The organism is Phenylobacterium sp. (assembly GCF_024508875.1).
Classification (GTDB): domain Bacteria; phylum Pseudomonadota; class Alphaproteobacteria; order Caulobacterales; family Caulobacteraceae; genus Phenylobacterium.
The window spans coordinates 1-14,084 of record NZ_JANINU010000008.1 but is presented as its reverse complement, the minus strand read 5'-3'; the positions used below and the strand labels follow the sequence as shown (position 1 = coordinate 14,084).

The window sequence follows — 14,084 nt, the reverse complement described above, 5'->3', positions numbered from 1 at the left end:
AGGTCTACGGCCGCTGGACCAGCCAGCTCCCCAGCCGCTTCGTCGACGAACTGCCCCCCGCCAACGTCGAGGCCGCCTCCGAGACCGGCTACACGGGCGGCGGCCCGGGCATGCAGCAGCACGGCAGCCGCTGGGACGCAGACCCCAGCTTCGGCAACGGCTACGATTCCCCCGGCTGGCGCCGCGCCCAGGCGAACCAGTATCGCGGCAGCCATCCGGGCCGTCAGCAGGTGATCGAAGGCGACGGCCGCCTGATCGCCACCTCCGACAGCTCGGCCGCCAGCGCCTACAAGCGCGGCGACCGCGTCTTCCACATCAAGTTCGGCTACGGCTCGGTCCGCGGCGTCGAAGGCAACAAGCTGACGGTGAACTTCGACAAGGCCGGCGAAAAGAAGGTCATCGACAGCTTCGTGGAGAAGCAGGGCTGAACGCCGTCTACATGATGGCCAGTGGCCGCCATGGCACGCTCTACGTGGGCGTGACGAGCGATCTATTGGGACGCATCAGCCAGCACCGCGAAGAAATCTACCCCGGCTTCACGAGCCGCTACGGCGTGAAGCGCCTCGTCTGGTTCGAGACGTACGATGGCATCGTTGACGCGATCCAGCGGGAGAAGTCCCTCAAGAAGTGGAAGCGTCAGTGGAAGATTGAGCTGATCGAGAGTTCGAACCCAGATTGGGACGACCTCTACCCAAGCTTCTTCCAGGCTGAAGGCGCTCTATCCCATCTGCAACCGCCCACACGTTCCTACTAATTCCACTCGTCATGGCCGGGCTTGACCCGGCCATCCATTCCAGGGCGCCAGCCGAACGACACCGGGTCTTGCGCCAGGCCGGTTGGATGGCCGGGTCAAGCCCGGCCATGACGAGCGTTAAAGGCGGACCTCACCGCGAACCTGAGGAGACCGTCCCAGAACCGCCGCCGAACGCCGTTGCCTAACGCCCCCCGATAGCCTCTCATCTCCCCAGGGAGAGCGTCGCATGGCCATCGCCGCCGCCAGGGTCTATTCGGACGGCCACCGGCTCCGGTCGCTGTGGCTGGACGACCCGCACGACCGGCCCGTCCAATCGCACCAGTTCGCCTGGATCGGCCTGGTCGACCCCGACGACGCCGAGCTCGCCGCCCTGAAGGCCCGCTTCGACCTCCATCCGCTCGCCGTCGAGGACGCGCTCTGCGAGCACCCCATCCCCAAGGTCAGCGTCTACGGCGACCAGATCTTCGTGGCCGCCCGCACCGCGCGGCTGGAAGGCGAGACCATCGTCTACGGCGAGACCTGCGCCTTCGTCTGCCGCAACTACATCATCACCGTCCGCAAGGGCTCGGACAAATCCTACACCGCCCTGCGCCGCGACCTGGAGGACGCCCCCACCCTGCTGCGGCACGGCATCGCCTATGTGCTCTACGCCCTGCTCGATTTCATCGTCGACAGCTACCAGCCCATCGTCGAGGACATCGAGGAGGAGGTCCTGGCCGTCGAGCGCCGCGCCCTCGACGCCTTCCTGAGCCGCGAGGACGTGACCCACCTGTTCAACCTGCGCCAGGAGCTGATGCGCTTCCGGCGCATGCTGGGACCGATGGAGGAGGTCTGCGCCCGGCTGGAGCACCTGAACCTGCCCTTCATGGACGCCCATGTGCGGCCCTACTTCCGCGACGTCGGCGACCACGTGCGCCGGGTGGCGAGCTCGGCCGAAGGCCTGCGCGACGTGCTCTCGTCCGTCTTCGAGGTGTCCAACCTGTTCGAGCAGCAGCGCCAGGGCGAGATCACCCGTCGGCTGGCCGCCTGGGCCGGCATCCTCGCCGTGCCCACCGCCATCGCCGGCCTCTACGGCATGAACTTCGAGTTCATGCCCGAGCTGCACTGGAAATACGGCTACTTTGCCATCTGGGGCGTCATCGTCGTCACGTGCCTAGCCCTGTTCGCCACGTTCCGCCGCGCGCGCTGGCTCTAACAAAAGGCAACCTTTCGCCGCGCCGGACGTATCAGCGGCATGCGGAACCTGATCCGGAACGAAGACCTCAAGACCCTCTTCTTCGGGGTCTCGGTCGCCGCGGCCAGCGGCCTGCTGATGGGCGCGGCCTTCTATCCGAACCTGCACGCCGACGACGTCCGCGGCCCGCAGATGCTGCTGAGCGGCGGCGGCCCTCGGAGCCATGTCGAGACGGCAGACGCGAGCTGGACCAGCTACGCGGGCCGCGTCCCCGATTACGTGGTCGGAACCGATTCCCTGCGCCCGCCGCGCTATCAGGTGCTTGCCTACGACGAGCGCGCCGAGCACCAGACCGCCGAGACCGGGGACGTCGCGGACACCGGCGACGTCATGGCCTACGAGGCCCCGGCGCAGGTCCAGCCCGCCCAATGGCGTGAGGAACCGCGCGAGCCGGCCCGCTATCCCTCGCAAGCCGGCAATGTCGTCTACGAGGCCGACCTGCCCGCGCCGCCCCCGCCGCCGTCCGACCAGGACGAAGCGCCGCTCTAGCCCGATCCCCCTCGCCTTTCGGCGGCGCAGCCGTTAGAGCCTCGCGCCCATGAGCGAAGAGGCCGTCCAGATCATCGCCCGCGGGCCCCGCGCCGAAGCCGAGGCCGCCGCCGCGGCGCTCGAGGCGCACCCGGCGACCGAGTCCGTCACCTTCTCGATCCTGGAGGAGGACGAGGATCGCGACGTCTGGCGCATCGACGCCTTCCCCAACGAAGCCGATGAGCAGGAGGCGGTCGTCGAGGTGCTGAAGGGCTACGCCGCCCTGCGCACCGTCGTCGAGAAGCTGGCCGACGCCGACTGGCTGGCCATGGCGCTGTCGGGCCTGCCGCCCGTGCGCGCCGGCCGCTTCTTCGTCTACGGCGCCCACGACAAGGGCCTGGCTCCGGCCAGCACGGTCAACCTGCGCATCGAGGCGGGCGCGGCGTTCGGCACCGGCCACCACGGGACGACGGTCGGCTGCCTGCAGGCCTTCCACGACCTGCTGAAGGCCCAGCGGTTCGAGCGCGTGCTCGACGTCGGCTGCGGCACAGGCGTGCTGGCGATCGCCGCGGCGCGGACCGGCTCGCGGATCGCCGTCGGCACCGACATCGACGGCCCTTCCGTGCGCATCGCGAACGAGAACGCCGCCCTGAACCAGTGCGACGCCCGCTTCGTCCACGCCTCGGGACTTAACGATCAGAAGGTGCGCGCCGAAGGCCCTTACGATCTTGTTTTCGCCAACATCCTGGCGCCGCCGCTGGTGGCGCTGTCGCACGACATCAAGCTGGCGCTGAAGCCGGGCGGTATCGCCATCCTCTCCGGCCTGCTCCGCACCCAGGAGCGCCGCGTGCTGGCCGCCTACACCTCCAAGGGCTTCCGGCTGGTGCGCCGCCTGCACCGTGACGCCTGGGCCACGCTGGTCCTGCGCCGCGCCTGATCGCGGGAACCCGGCGCTCCACGGCCACGTTCTTCCGCCCGACGCCCAAGCGGGGCCTTGAACGGAAGGACGCGAACATGTCCGAGCAACACTACGAACGCACGACCGTCACGCGTGAACCGGAACGGGTGGTGATCCGCGAACGCGGGAGCGCCGCCGGCTGGTGGGTCGCGGCCCTCGCCGCCGTGATCGCGCTGATCGCGGTCTTCTTCTTCGTCAGCCAGTCGGGCCCGTCGCGAGACGATCTGCAGGCCGCCCGCGAGCAGGGCGCCGCCGAGGCGAACCTCGCCACCGCCACCCAGAACGCCCAGCAGGCCGCCTCCACCGCCGCCCAGTCCGCGCAGCAGGCGGCCCAGAACGCCGCCTCGGCCACCGAGAGCGCCGCCACCGCCGCCGCCGCTCGCACCGACGAGGTGATCGACGACGCGCAGAAGGCGGCTTCGGACGCCGTCACCACCGAACCCGAACGCTAACCGACCGCCTTCTTCGCGCCGAGCGCCGCCAGCCAGTGGCGCTCGCGCTCCTTGATCAGGTCCGTGAGGCCGAGGCGCGTCAGCTCCTCGGCCTCGATGTTTTCCAGCACCTCGAACGCCAGTCCCGCCTCGCCGCCATGGGCGTTCCAGGCGGCCTGCATGGCCTTGTTCATGTGGCCGCCCATGCGCAGGCTGAACCAGTGGCGGGTCTTCTGGCTCTCGACGTTGCTCGCGCCGGCCACCCACGCCTCGCCGGTCGCGGGGCAGCGCACGGCATAGACCCCGGCCTGGGTCTTCTTTTCCTTGTAGTCGCGGATCGCCTCGCGCCGGCTCTGCTTGTCCATGGTGCCCCATAGACGACCCCGCGTCCATCGTCAATTTTACCCGGATTAAATACGCAGGCCCGCGGCCCCTTTGCCCCGGCCCGGCGAACGGCTTACATGCCGGCCATGCGCCAGACTTTCGACGAAAGCACCGATCCTTCGTTCGGCCCCAAGCACGTCCCCCTCATCCGCCAGGCGATGGCGAAACAGGGCCTGGACGGCTTCCTCGTGCCGCACGAGGACGAGCACCAGAACGAGTACCTGCCCGCCGCCAACGACCGCCTCGCCTGGGCCACCGGCTTCACCGGCTCGGCCGGCGCCGCCGTGATCCTCAAGGACAAGGCCGCGGTCTTCGTGGACGGGCGTTACACCCTCCAGGTTCGCGACCAGGTGGACGGCAAGCTGTTCGAGATCCGCGACCTCGTCGACGGCGGTGTGCCCGCCTACCTCGAAACCGCCACGGCGCGGGGCCAGAAGATCGGCTACGACCCGCGCCTCCACAGTCCCGACGCGCTGGGCCACCTCAAGGCCGCCGCGGCGAAGACCGGCGCCGAGCTCGTCGCCGTCAACGACAACCCGCTGGACCAGGCCTGGGGCCAGGCCCGTCCCGCGCAGCCGACCGCACCGGTCGTCCCGCACCCGGCCGAGTTCTCCGGCGAGGATTCCAGCGCCAAGCGCACGCGCGTCGGCGCGGCCGTGGCCGCGAAGGGCGGCGACGCGGCCGTCCTGACCGCCCCCAGCTCGATCGCCTGGCTGTTCAACGTCCGCGGCGGCGACGTCATCCGCTCGCCCCTGCCGCTTGGCCAGGCCATCCTGAACAAGGACGGCACGGCCCGCCTGTTCCTCGACCCGGCCAAGGTCAGCGAGGAGCTGCCCGCGTGGCTGGGCAACCAGGTCCGGCTGGAAACCCCCGACGACCTGCCCGGCGCCCTCGCCGAGCTGAAAGGCCAGAGCGTGGTGGTCGATCCTGCCCAGTCCTCGGCCTGGTACTTCGACACCCTGCAGCAGGCCGGCGCCACCGTGATCCGCGGCGAAGACCCCTGCGCCCTGCCCCGCGCCCAGAAGAACGACGTCGAGATCCAGGGGACGCGCAACGCCCACGCCCGCGACGGCGCCGCCCTGACCCGCTTCCTGCACTGGATGGCCACCGAGGGCCAGGCGAACCCGCCGGACGAAGTGGAGGCCGTCAGCAAGTTGGAGGCCTTCCGCGAGGCCACGGGCATGCTGAAGGACCTCAGCTTCGACACCATCGCCGGCGCCGCCTCGAACGGCGCCATCGTCCACTACCGGCCGACCCAGCGGCTCAACAAGCGCTCGGAGCAGGGTTCGCTGTTCCTCGTCGACTCCGGCGCCCAGTACCTCGACGGCACCACCGACGTGACCCGCACGGTCGCCATCGGCGAGCCCTCGGCCGAGATGCGCCAGCGGTTCACCCTGGTGCTGAAGGGCCATCTGGCCCTCGCCGCGATCCGCTTCCCGGCCGGGACCACCGGCTCGGCCCTCGACGTGCTCGCCCGCGCAGCCCTCTGGATGCATGGCCTGGACTACGACCATGGCACCGGTCACGGGGTCGGCAGCTATCTAGGGGTCCACGAGGGTCCGCAGCGCATATCCAAGGCGCCGAACTCCGTCGCCCTGAAGCCCGGCATGATCCTGTCGAACGAGCCCGGCTACTACAAGGAAGGCGCCTACGGCATCCGGATCGAGAACCTGCAGGTGGTCACCCCGGCCGCGCCGATCCCTGGCGGCGAGCGGTCCATGCTGGGCTTCGAGACCCTGACCCTGGCGCCCATCGACCGCCGCCTCATCGACCGCGACCTGCTGACCGCCGACGAACGCGCCCAGCTCGACGCCTACCACGCCCGGGTGCGCGAGGTGGTGGGGCCGCAGCTCGAACCCGAGGTGCGGCGCTGGCTCGACGAGGTCACGGCGCCGATCTGATGAGCGAGCCCAACGCCCAGCAGGCGACCTACTGGAACGACAGCGCCGGCCCGACCTGGGCCGAACTCCAGGAACCGCTCGACCGCCAGCTTGAGCCCCTGGGCCGCAGAGCCATGGCCGAGCTCGACCTGCGGGCCGGCAAGCGGGTGCTCGACATCGGCTGCGGCGCCGGCGCGAGCACCCTGGCCCTTTCGTCCACCGGCGCCGAGGCGGTCGGCGCCGACATCTCCGGGACGCTGCTGGGCGTCGCCCGCCGCCGCGCCGAGGGTCTCTCGGGCGTCGCCTTCCTGAACGCCGACGCCCAGACCTTCGCCTTCGAGCCGGCCAGCTTCGACGCCGTCTTCTCGCGTTTCGGCGTGATGTTCTTCGCCGACCCGCCGGCCGCCTTCGCCAATATTCGCCGGGCGATGAAGCCGGGCGCGAAGCTGGCGTTCGTCTGCTGGCGCACACCGGCCGAGAACCCGATCATGAGCCTGCCGATGCAGGCTGCCCTTCCCCACATCGACGCGCCGCCCCCGCCGCCGGAGCCGGGCGCACCGGGCCCCTTCGCCTTCGCCGATCCCGCGCGGGTGAACGCCATCCTGGCCGACGCCGGCTTCTCGGGCGTGACGCTGACGCCGCACGACGAGGCGATCGGCCCGGGCGACCTGGAGACCACCCTGGGCCTGGCCCTGCGCGTCGGCCCGCTGGGCGGCCTGCTGCGCGAGAACCCCGACAAGCGCGACGCCGTCATCGCCGCCGTCCGCGCCGCCCTCGCCCCGCACGTCACGCCCGACGGCGTGAAGCTGGGCTCGGCCACCTGGATCGTCACCGCCACGGCCTGAGGAGCCCAATGCGCCGGATCGCCACCACCCTCGCCGCCATCCTGGCCCCCGTGGCGCTCGCGGCGCCCGCAGCGGCCGCCACGCCCGACGAGACCGCCGCCGTCGCAGCGGTGCAGGCGTTCTTCGACGCCATGGCCGCCCAGGACCGCGCGGCGCTGGCCGCCGTCACCCTGCCCGGCAGCGTCTACACCGCCATCCGCCCCGCCGACGGCGGTGCCACGAAGGTCAGCCGCATCCCGGTCGAGGACTTCATCAAGAACCTGCGCCCGGGCCTGCACGAGGCCATGTGGTCGCCGCGCGTGGTCGTCCGCGCGGGCCTCCTCGCCACCGTCACCGCGCCCTACGAGTTCAAGCTGGACGGTAAGACCACCCACTGCGGCATCGACGTCTTCGACCTCGCCAAGGTCGAGGGTCGGTGGAAGATCGCCGCCGCCACCTGGACCGCCGAAGCCGACGCCTGCCCCGAGCTCAAGGCCGCCAAGGCCCCCTGAGCCGCCGCCTGCTCAGCGCGCCACCAGGGCCAGCCACTCGTCCTCGGTCATCACCTGTATGCCCAGCTCGGTGGCGGTCTTCAGCTTCGAGCCGGCGCCGGGGCCGGCCACCACGAGGTCGGTCTTCTTCGACACCGAGCCCGAGACCTTCGCCCCCAGCCCCTCGGCCTGCGCCTTGGCTTCGTCGCGGGTCATCTTCTCCAGCGCGCCCGTGAAGACGATCGTCTTGCCCGCCACGGCGGTGTCGGTCTTCGGCCGCTCGGCCGGCACGACCTTCAGTTCGGACAGCAGGTCGCTGACCAGCGTCCGGTTGTGGTCCTCCCCGAAGAACTCGGCGATCATCCGCGCGGCCACCACGCCCACGGCGTCCACCGCCGCCACCTCCAGGAACGCCTCTCCAGGGGTCTCCGCCGCCGCCTGCCGCGCCGCCGCCTCGAACGGGGCCCAGTCGCCGAACCGGGCCTCCAGCGCCGCCCGCGCCTTGGCGTTCAGCTTCGGGATCGCCAGCTTCAGGTGGCTGTCCAGCGACAGGCCCGGCGGCGCCAGCACGCCCTGCCCCGCCCGCGCGAAGTCCAGCACGGCCGCCACCGCGGTCGGCCCCAGCCCGTCCAGGTCCGACAGCTCGGCATAGACCGGCCCCGCCATCTGCGCGGCCGCAGCGGTCGCGGTGCCGACGAACGCCTCCACGGTCTCGAAATGCCGCGCCAGCGCCAGCGATGTCGTCTCCCCCACGTGCCGGATGCCGAGGGCGTAGATGAACCGGTCCAGCCCGGTCGTCTCGCGTCGCGACTCGATGCTGGCCAGCAGGTTGCCCACGCTGGTCTCGCCGAACCGCTCGGTCTCCAGCAGCTCGTCGCGCCGCGCGTGCAGCCGGAAGATGTCCGCCGGCGAATTCAGCCAGCCGCGCTCCGTGAACAGCGTCAGTTGCTTCTCGCCCAGCCCCTCGATGTCGAAGGCCCGCCGCGACACGAAGTGCCGCAGGTGCGCCAGCTTCTGGAACGGACAGGCGAACTCGCCCGAGCACCGCCGCACCACCGTCTCGGCCCCCGACGCGGTCGTCTCGCGCACCAGCTCGGTGTGCAGCGGACACGGGCAGTGCGTCGGGAATGCGAACGGCGGCGCGTCCGCCGGCCGCTCGTCCATCACTACCGACACGATCTGCGGGATCACGTCGCCGGCGCGCTGCAGCACCACCGTGTCGCCGACCCGCACGTCCTTGCGCGCGATCTCGTCGGCGTTGTGCAGCGTGGCGTTGGTGACCACCACCCCGCCCACCGTCACCGGCCGCAGCCGCGCCACCGGCGTCACCGCGCCGGTCCGGCCCACCTGGATGTCGATGGCCTCCAGCACCGTCCGCGCCTGCTCGGCCGGGAACTTGCGCGCGATCCCCCACCGCGGCGCGCGGCTGACGAACCCCAGCCGCTGCTGCCAGTCCAGCCGGTCGACCTTATAGACCACCCCGTCGATGTCGAAGGCCAGCTTCGGCCGCCGGGCTTCCATGTGCGCATAGGCGGCCAGCAGGCCCGCGGCGTTCTCCACCCGCTGGCTGTCGGCCGTGATCTGGAAGCCCCACGCCTTCAGCGTCTGCAGCGCCTCCCACTGGGTCTGCGCGAACGGGGCGGAATGCGCGCCCCAGGCATAGGCGAAGAAGCGCAGGGGCCGCGCCGCCGTGATCGCAGCATCGATTTGGCGCAGCGAACCGGCGGCCGCGTTCCGGGGGTTGGCGTAGGTCTTCTGCCCCGCCGCCTCGGCCGAGGCGTTCAGCGCGGCGAACTCCTCGTGGCCGAGATAGATTTCGCCGCGCACCTCGATCTCGTCCGGCCAGCCCGCGCCCGCCAGCCGATGCGGAATCTCCCGGATCGTCCGCACGTTGGCCGTCACGTCCTCGCCCACCCGACCGTCGCCGCGCGTCGCCGCCCGCACCAGCTCGCCGCCGCGGTAGAGGATCGAGCAGGACAGCCCGTCGATCTTCGGCTCGGCCGTGTAGCCCACGGTCTCGCCGGCGCCGAGGCGCAGGAACCGGCGGATCCGCGCGTCGAACTCCACCGCCTCCTCGTCGGCGAAGGCGTTGTCGAGGCTGAGCATCGGCACGCCGTGCTCGATCGCCTTGAACTTGTCCGAGCGCGCCGCCCCCACCTTCAGCGACGGCGAATTCTCCCGCACCAGGTGCGGGAAGCGCGCCTCGATCTCGTCGTTCCGGCGCTTCAGCGCGTCGTATTCGGCATCCGAGATCGTCGGCGCGTCGTTGCGATAGTAGGCGATGTCGTGCTGCGCCAGCTCGTCCGCGAGCCAGGTCAGCGCCTCCACGGCCTGCGCTTCGGTCAGATCGGCGACGGGGGTCCGGGAATCCATGCTGCGACCCTAGATCAAGTGGCGACGCGCCTCGACCCACTCCAGCATGGCCTTCGCCTCGGGATCGTAGCCTTCGGAGGTCGCCTCGATGATCCGACGGTCGGCCCAGAGCTCCAGCGCCTCCAGGATCGCGCGGCGCTCTTCCTTCGGCCAGGTCTCGAACGCGGCATGCTCAAGCTTGGGCAGGATCATATGCGCGTCGCTCGTCGTCATGGAGCTGTAGGCGGGCGCTTGGATCATCACGCTCAGGAAGCGCGCCAGGGCGAACTTGAATGTCGCCACGCCGCCCACGGTGCTGATGGCCCGGAACACGAGTAGGTCGATGTCATGGCCGTCCAGCCGGTCCATGCCCTTGGCGAGCAGCCCTTCGATCCATTCCGTGCGGTCCGGCGAGACGTTGCGGCCGATCGCCAGGTCGTGCCGCTGGCCCGAGAACGCCGCGTTCAACCGCGCCAGGACGATCTCGCCTTCCTGCACGACGGCCTCAGGCGTCCATCAGCGCCCGCGCCGCCGCGCGCGCCGCGTCGGTGATCTGGGCCCCGGCGAGCATCCGGGCGATCTCCTCCTCGCGGTCGGCCGGCGACAGGATCTCCACCGCCGTGCGGATGCGCTCGGCGTCGCCGGCCTTGGCGATGCGCCAGTGGGCCTCGGCGCGAGCCGCCACCTGCGGGCTGTGCGTCACCACCAGCACCTGCGCCGCCTGGGCCAGGCGCTTCAGGCGCAGGCCCACCGCATCGGCGACCGCGCCGCCCACGCCCTGGTCCACCTCGTCGAAGATCATCAGCGGCTGGGCGCCGGCCGCCCGGCCCGCCAGCGCCGCCTTCAGCGCCAGCGCGAACCGCGCCAGCTCGCCGCCCGAGGCGATGGCCCCCAGGTCGCCGAACGGCGCGCCGGGGTTGGTGGCGATCTCGAAGGCGACCCGGTCGGCGCCGGCCGGCCCTGCGCGATCCTCGTCCAGCGGCTCGACCGCCACCCGGAACCGCGCCTTCTCCAGCTTCAGCGGCGCAAGCTCGGCCATCACCGCCTCGGCCAGCCGCTCGCCGGCGGCGCGGCGCGCGGCGCTCAGCGCGGTCGCCGCCTCCAGGTAGGCGGCGCGGGCCGCGGCCTGGGCCGCCTCGGCCGCCTTCAGCGTCTCCTCGGAGGATTCCACCGCCCGCAGCCGCTCGGCGAACCGCACGCGCAGCGCCGGCAGCTCCTCGACGGCCACGTTCAGCTTGCGGGCGAGGCCCCGCAGGTCGAACAGCCGCTCCTCGGTCTTCTCCAGGCGATCTGGCTCGAAGTCGAAGGCGGATGCGGCGCCGTCGATCGCCGCCTCGGCCTCGCCGGCCTCCACCAGCACCCGGTCCAGCGCCTCGGACGCCGCCGCCAGCCGCGACACCGCCGCCCCGTCCTCTGCCGCGCCGGCGCTCACCGCCCGCTCGCGCGCCCGCTCCAGCGCCCGGATCGCCGAGGCCACTTTGCCGCCCAGCCCGTCGAACGTCTCGCGCGCCGCGGCGATGTCGGCCAGCGCCTTCTCGGCGGCGCCCAGCACGGCGCGCTGCTCGGCCAGCTCGGTCTCCTCGCCCTCGCGCGGGTCCAGCCGGTCCAGCTCCGACAGCCGGAACGTCAGCTCCTCGGTCTCGGCCGCCGAGCGCGCCACCTCGGCGCGGAGCTGGTCCACCCGCTCGCGCGCCTCGCGCCAGGTCTTCCAGGCGGCGCCCACCGCGGCCCCCTGCCCGTCCAGGGCCCCATAGGCGTCCAGCAGCGGGCGGTGGGTGCGCGCGTCCAGCAGGCCCACGGTCTCGTGCTGGCCGTGCACCTCCAGCAGAGCCTCGCCCAGCTCCTTCAGCACGCCGACGCCGGTGGCCTGGTCGTTGACGAAGGCGCGGCTGCGGCCGTCGGCGCTCAGCGTCCGTCGCAGGACGAGGTCCTCGTCCTTGGCGTAGGCCAGGCCCTTGTCTTCGAGGAGGTCCCAGACGGGATGGTCCGGCGCCGGGGCGAAGGCGGCCGTCGCCACCGCTTGGCCGGCCCCGCGCCGCACCAGCCCAGCGTCGCCGCGCGCGCCGGTGGCCAGGCCCAGGGCGTCCAGGATGATCGACTTGCCGGCCCCGGTCTCGCCGGTAAGCGCAGTCAGGCCCGGCCCGATGGACAGGTCCAGCGCCTCGATCAGCACCACGTCGCGGATCTGCAAGCCGATCAGCATCGCTGCGGAAGATCGTATGGAATCAGGCGGGAAAGAAGGGGGCGGACGGCTTTTGTTCCGCCCGTCGCGCGCATGCGGCCTACTTCGGCTCGGGCGCCGGGTCGACCGGCGGCAGCTTCTCTTCCTTCTTGCCCAGCGGCAGCTTGAAGAGGGTGCGCTGGTCGGCCGCCTTGCTCTGCTCCACGGCCACGTTGGAATCGCTCGCTCCCGGCGGGGCCACGGTCTTGTCCTTGTCGCGGCGGAACGGCATGCGGAAGATGCCGCGCGCGCCGCTGGCCTTGGGCTCGACGGCCGGCTTCAGGCCCTTCGCGGTCAGCAGTTTGTAGGCGTCGGCGTACCAGGGATCGCCCGGGTAGTTGTAGCCCAGCACCGCGCCGTTGCGCTTGGCCTCTTCCAGCAGGCCGAGGGTCAGGTAGGCCTCCACCAGCCGGTACAGCGCCTCGGGCGTGTGGCTGGTGGTCTGGTAGCGGTCGACGACGGTCTTGAACCGGTTGGTCGCCGCCAGGGTGTCGCCCTGGCGCAGGTACCAGCGGCCGATGGTCATCTCCTTGCCGGCGAGCTGGTCGTTGACCATGTCGATCTTCAGGCGCGCGTCGGCCGCGTACTCCGTGCGCGGATAGCGCTGCACCACGTCGCGCAGCGCCTCCAGCGCCTGGCCGGTGGCTGCCTGGTCGCGGTTCACGTCGACGATCTGCTCGAAGTAGCAGATGGCCTTGATGTAGTGGGCGTAGGCCGCCGTCTGGTTGCCCGGATAGAGCTGGATGAAGCGGTCGGCGTCGCCGATGGCCTCGGCGTAGTCGTTGCCCTGGTAGTGGGCGTAGGCCTGCATCAGGATCGAGCGGCGCGACCATTCCGAATACGGGTGCTGGCGCTCCACTTCCTGGAAGTAGTTGACCGCCTGGTTCCACTGGCGGCGGTCCAGCCGGTCGGCGCCCGTCGCGTACAGCAGCTCCACCGGGCGCTCTTCATAGGCCAGCCGCGGCTTGTTCTTCTTGTTGCCGGCGCAGGCGCTGAGGGCGAGCGCGCAGGCGGTGACGACGAGCACCGCACGGGTGGAATTTCGAACCGAAGACACCTTCACCTCAAGACAGCGCGCACGCCCCCGCACGGAGAGTCGCTTCTACACCACCACTTGTGGCGAGCAAACGGCGGTGCGGCCATGTCGCGCGAGGCCAGCGCGAAGTGGATCGTCGCGTCGCGACCGAGCGGACGTCGCAAGCCGGCGACTTAGAGCGTCTGCCGCAGCCCCTCGACCTCCTGGGCCTGGGTCACCTGCGGCTTGGCCATCCCCAACTGGTCCATGACCATCTCCGAGAGGGTCGGCAGGCTGGCGCGGTCCACCCGGTGGCTGTCGCCCCAGAGGTCGGCGCGCATCAGCGCCTTCGGGCAGTGCAGGTACGCCTCGCGCACCTCGATCCTCAACAGGGTCTTGGGGACCTTGCCGAACTCCTCGAAGTCGGCCGCGAGGGCGTCGTCGACCACCAGGCGCGCCGGCCCGTTGACGCGGTAGATGTCGTCCACACCCGGGATCATGAACATCAGCCCGACCTCCCCCGAGCCCTCGGCGATGTTGCGCAGGGAATCCAGGCGGTTGTTGCCCGGCCGGTCGGGCATGACGAGGCTCCGCCCATCCTCCGCGACCCGGACGAACCCCGGCCCGCCGCCGCGCGGCGAGACGTCGACCCGCCCCTCGGGTCCCACCGTCGCCAGGCAGGCGAACGGCGACAGCGCGATGAAGCGGCGGCCGTGCGGGTCCACATGATCGAGGCACTTGGCGACCGTCAGCGGGTGCGGCGGCTTGTACAGCACGTCGAGCTGCGCCTTGTCGTCATCGGTCATGGCTCGGCCTCCCGCCGCCAGTAGGACCCAACTGCGAACCGCTCGCAACAACTTCGTTCCAAATCCCCGCCCTCCCCCCCTTCTCATGAGCATGGGAAGGGAAACCCCTCCCTCTCCGGCTCGTCATCCCCGGGCTTGTCCCGGGGATCCAGAAGCGCCGATGGCCAGGCCGCGCGCACCCGCCCCGCCCGCCCCCCACCTCTCTGGCTCGTCATCCCCGGGCTTGACCCGGGGATCCATTCCAGGCGCCGGCCAGGTTTCCACGG

The 14,084-nt window shown here is 71.3% G+C and carries 14 protein-coding genes and 1 pseudogene; 9 read left to right on the top strand and 6 right to left on the bottom strand.

Features of this window, described 5'->3' with window-relative positions; genetic code table 11:
• The 6 genes from Q0L11_RS01430 to Q0L11_RS01405 form a co-directional block, all read left to right on the top strand.
• The coding region (locus Q0L11_RS01430; protein ID WP_296595061.1) for a DUF3553 domain-containing protein at positions 1-428 on the top strand (428 nt) is incomplete at its 5' end.
• 11 nt (positions 429-439) lie between these two features.
• On the top strand, positions 440-754 hold the full coding sequence (locus Q0L11_RS01425) for a GIY-YIG nuclease family protein (RefSeq protein ID WP_296595060.1): 315 nt from the start codon (positions 440-442) through the stop codon (positions 752-754).
• Positions 755-980: 226 nt separating this feature from the next.
• Complete coding sequence (locus Q0L11_RS01420; protein WP_296595059.1) at positions 981-1,949, top strand: magnesium and cobalt transport protein CorA; 969 nt, start codon at positions 981-983, stop codon at positions 1,947-1,949.
• A 39-nt stretch (positions 1,950-1,988) separates the two neighbouring features.
• Positions 1,989-2,477 (top strand): hypothetical protein, encoded by a 489-nt coding sequence (locus Q0L11_RS01415; protein ID WP_296595058.1) that lies wholly within the window; start codon positions 1,989-1,991, stop codon positions 2,475-2,477.
• A 49-nt stretch (positions 2,478-2,526) separates the two neighbouring features.
• Entirely contained in the window at positions 2,527-3,393 is an 867-nt protein-coding gene (locus tag Q0L11_RS01410) for a 50S ribosomal protein L11 methyltransferase (RefSeq protein WP_296595057.1), read from the top strand.
• A 77-nt stretch (positions 3,394-3,470) separates the two neighbouring features.
• The gene (locus Q0L11_RS01405) at positions 3,471-3,866 is read left to right on the top strand and encodes a hypothetical protein (RefSeq protein WP_296595056.1); all 396 of its coding nucleotides are present in this window, start codon (positions 3,471-3,473) and stop codon (positions 3,864-3,866) included.
• Here the strand turns inward: Q0L11_RS01405 and Q0L11_RS01400 are convergent.
• Positions 3,863-4,210: a GIY-YIG nuclease family protein gene (locus Q0L11_RS01400; RefSeq protein WP_296595055.1), complete on the bottom strand. Its 348-nt coding sequence runs from the start codon at positions 4,208-4,210 to the stop codon at positions 3,863-3,865. The two genes, Q0L11_RS01405 and Q0L11_RS01400, sit on opposite strands and share 4 nt — an antisense overlap.
• 105 nt (positions 4,211-4,315) lie before the next feature.
• Here Q0L11_RS01400 and Q0L11_RS01395 point away from each other — a divergent pair, with 105 nt between their 5' ends.
• From Q0L11_RS01395 to Q0L11_RS01385, 3 genes are read left to right on the top strand one after another with little or no spacing between them, the layout of a single operon-like run.
• On the top strand, positions 4,316-6,130 hold the full coding sequence (locus Q0L11_RS01395) for an aminopeptidase P family protein (RefSeq protein ID WP_296595054.1): 1,815 nt from the start codon (positions 4,316-4,318) through the stop codon (positions 6,128-6,130).
• The gene (locus Q0L11_RS01390) at positions 6,130-6,954 is read left to right on the top strand and encodes a class I SAM-dependent methyltransferase (RefSeq protein ID WP_296595053.1); all 825 of its coding nucleotides are present in this window, start codon (positions 6,130-6,132) and stop codon (positions 6,952-6,954) included. The genes Q0L11_RS01395 and Q0L11_RS01390 overlap by 1 nt, the downstream gene beginning before the upstream one ends.
• Before the next feature lie 8 nt (positions 6,955-6,962).
• On the top strand, positions 6,963-7,445 hold the full coding sequence (locus Q0L11_RS01385; RefSeq protein WP_296595052.1) for a nuclear transport factor 2 family protein: 483 nt from the start codon (positions 6,963-6,965) through the stop codon (positions 7,443-7,445).
• Between the two features lie 12 nt (positions 7,446-7,457).
• On the opposite strand, the gene ligA is transcribed toward Q0L11_RS01385, so the two are convergent.
• From ligA to Q0L11_RS01360, 5 genes and pseudogenes are all read right to left on the bottom strand, one after another.
• Positions 7,458-9,797: an NAD-dependent DNA ligase LigA gene (gene ligA, locus Q0L11_RS01380; protein WP_296595051.1), complete on the bottom strand. Its 2,340-nt coding sequence runs from the start codon at positions 9,795-9,797 to the stop codon at positions 7,458-7,460.
• A 9-nt stretch (positions 9,798-9,806) separates the two neighbouring features.
• Entirely contained in the window at positions 9,807-10,274 is a 468-nt protein-coding gene (locus Q0L11_RS01375; RefSeq protein WP_296595050.1) for a hypothetical protein, read from the bottom strand.
• Between the two features lie 7 nt (positions 10,275-10,281).
• The gene (gene recN / locus Q0L11_RS01370; RefSeq protein ID WP_296595049.1) at positions 10,282-11,979 is read right to left on the bottom strand and encodes a DNA repair protein RecN; all 1,698 of its coding nucleotides are present in this window, start codon (positions 11,977-11,979) and stop codon (positions 10,282-10,284) included.
• A gap of 280 nt (positions 11,980-12,259) precedes the next feature.
• Positions 12,260-13,060, bottom strand: a pseudogene (locus Q0L11_RS01365) (outer membrane protein assembly factor BamD); the annotation flags it as partial.
• A gap of 146 nt (positions 13,061-13,206) precedes the next feature.
• Positions 13,207-13,818: an MSMEG_1061 family FMN-dependent PPOX-type flavoprotein gene (locus tag Q0L11_RS01360; RefSeq protein ID WP_296595048.1), complete on the bottom strand. Its 612-nt coding sequence runs from the start codon at positions 13,816-13,818 to the stop codon at positions 13,207-13,209.
• Positions 13,819-14,084 lie beyond the last annotated feature (266 nt).

Bases quoted from the DNA above. Each gene is read 5' to 3' on its own strand.
- Q0L11_RS01425 (WP_296595060.1), top strand. From the start codon at position 440: ATGATGGCCAGTGGCCGCCATGGCACGCTCTACGTGGGCGTGACGAGC.
- Q0L11_RS01420 (WP_296595059.1), top strand. From the start codon at position 981: ATGGCCATCGCCGCCGCCAGGGTCTATTCGGACGGCCACCGGCTCCGG.
- Q0L11_RS01415 (WP_296595058.1), top strand. From the start codon at position 1,989: ATGCGGAACCTGATCCGGAACGAAGACCTCAAGACCCTCTTCTTCGGG.
- Q0L11_RS01410 (WP_296595057.1), top strand. From the start codon at position 2,527: ATGAGCGAAGAGGCCGTCCAGATCATCGCCCGCGGGCCCCGCGCCGAA.
- Q0L11_RS01405 (WP_296595056.1), top strand. From the start codon at position 3,471: ATGTCCGAGCAACACTACGAACGCACGACCGTCACGCGTGAACCGGAA.
- Q0L11_RS01400 (WP_296595055.1), bottom strand. From the start codon at position 4,210: ATGGACAAGCAGAGCCGGCGCGAGGCGATCCGCGACTACAAGGAAAAG.
- Q0L11_RS01395 (WP_296595054.1), top strand. From the start codon at position 4,316: ATGCGCCAGACTTTCGACGAAAGCACCGATCCTTCGTTCGGCCCCAAG.
- Q0L11_RS01390 (WP_296595053.1), top strand. From the start codon at position 6,130: ATGAGCGAGCCCAACGCCCAGCAGGCGACCTACTGGAACGACAGCGCC.
- Q0L11_RS01385 (WP_296595052.1), top strand. From the start codon at position 6,963: ATGCGCCGGATCGCCACCACCCTCGCCGCCATCCTGGCCCCCGTGGCG.
- ligA (WP_296595051.1), bottom strand. From the start codon at position 9,797: ATGGATTCCCGGACCCCCGTCGCCGATCTGACCGAAGCGCAGGCCGTG.
- recN (WP_296595049.1), bottom strand. From the start codon at position 11,979: ATGCTGATCGGCTTGCAGATCCGCGACGTGGTGCTGATCGAGGCGCTG.
- Q0L11_RS01360 (WP_296595048.1), bottom strand. From the start codon at position 13,818: ATGACCGATGACGACAAGGCGCAGCTCGACGTGCTGTACAAGCCGCCG.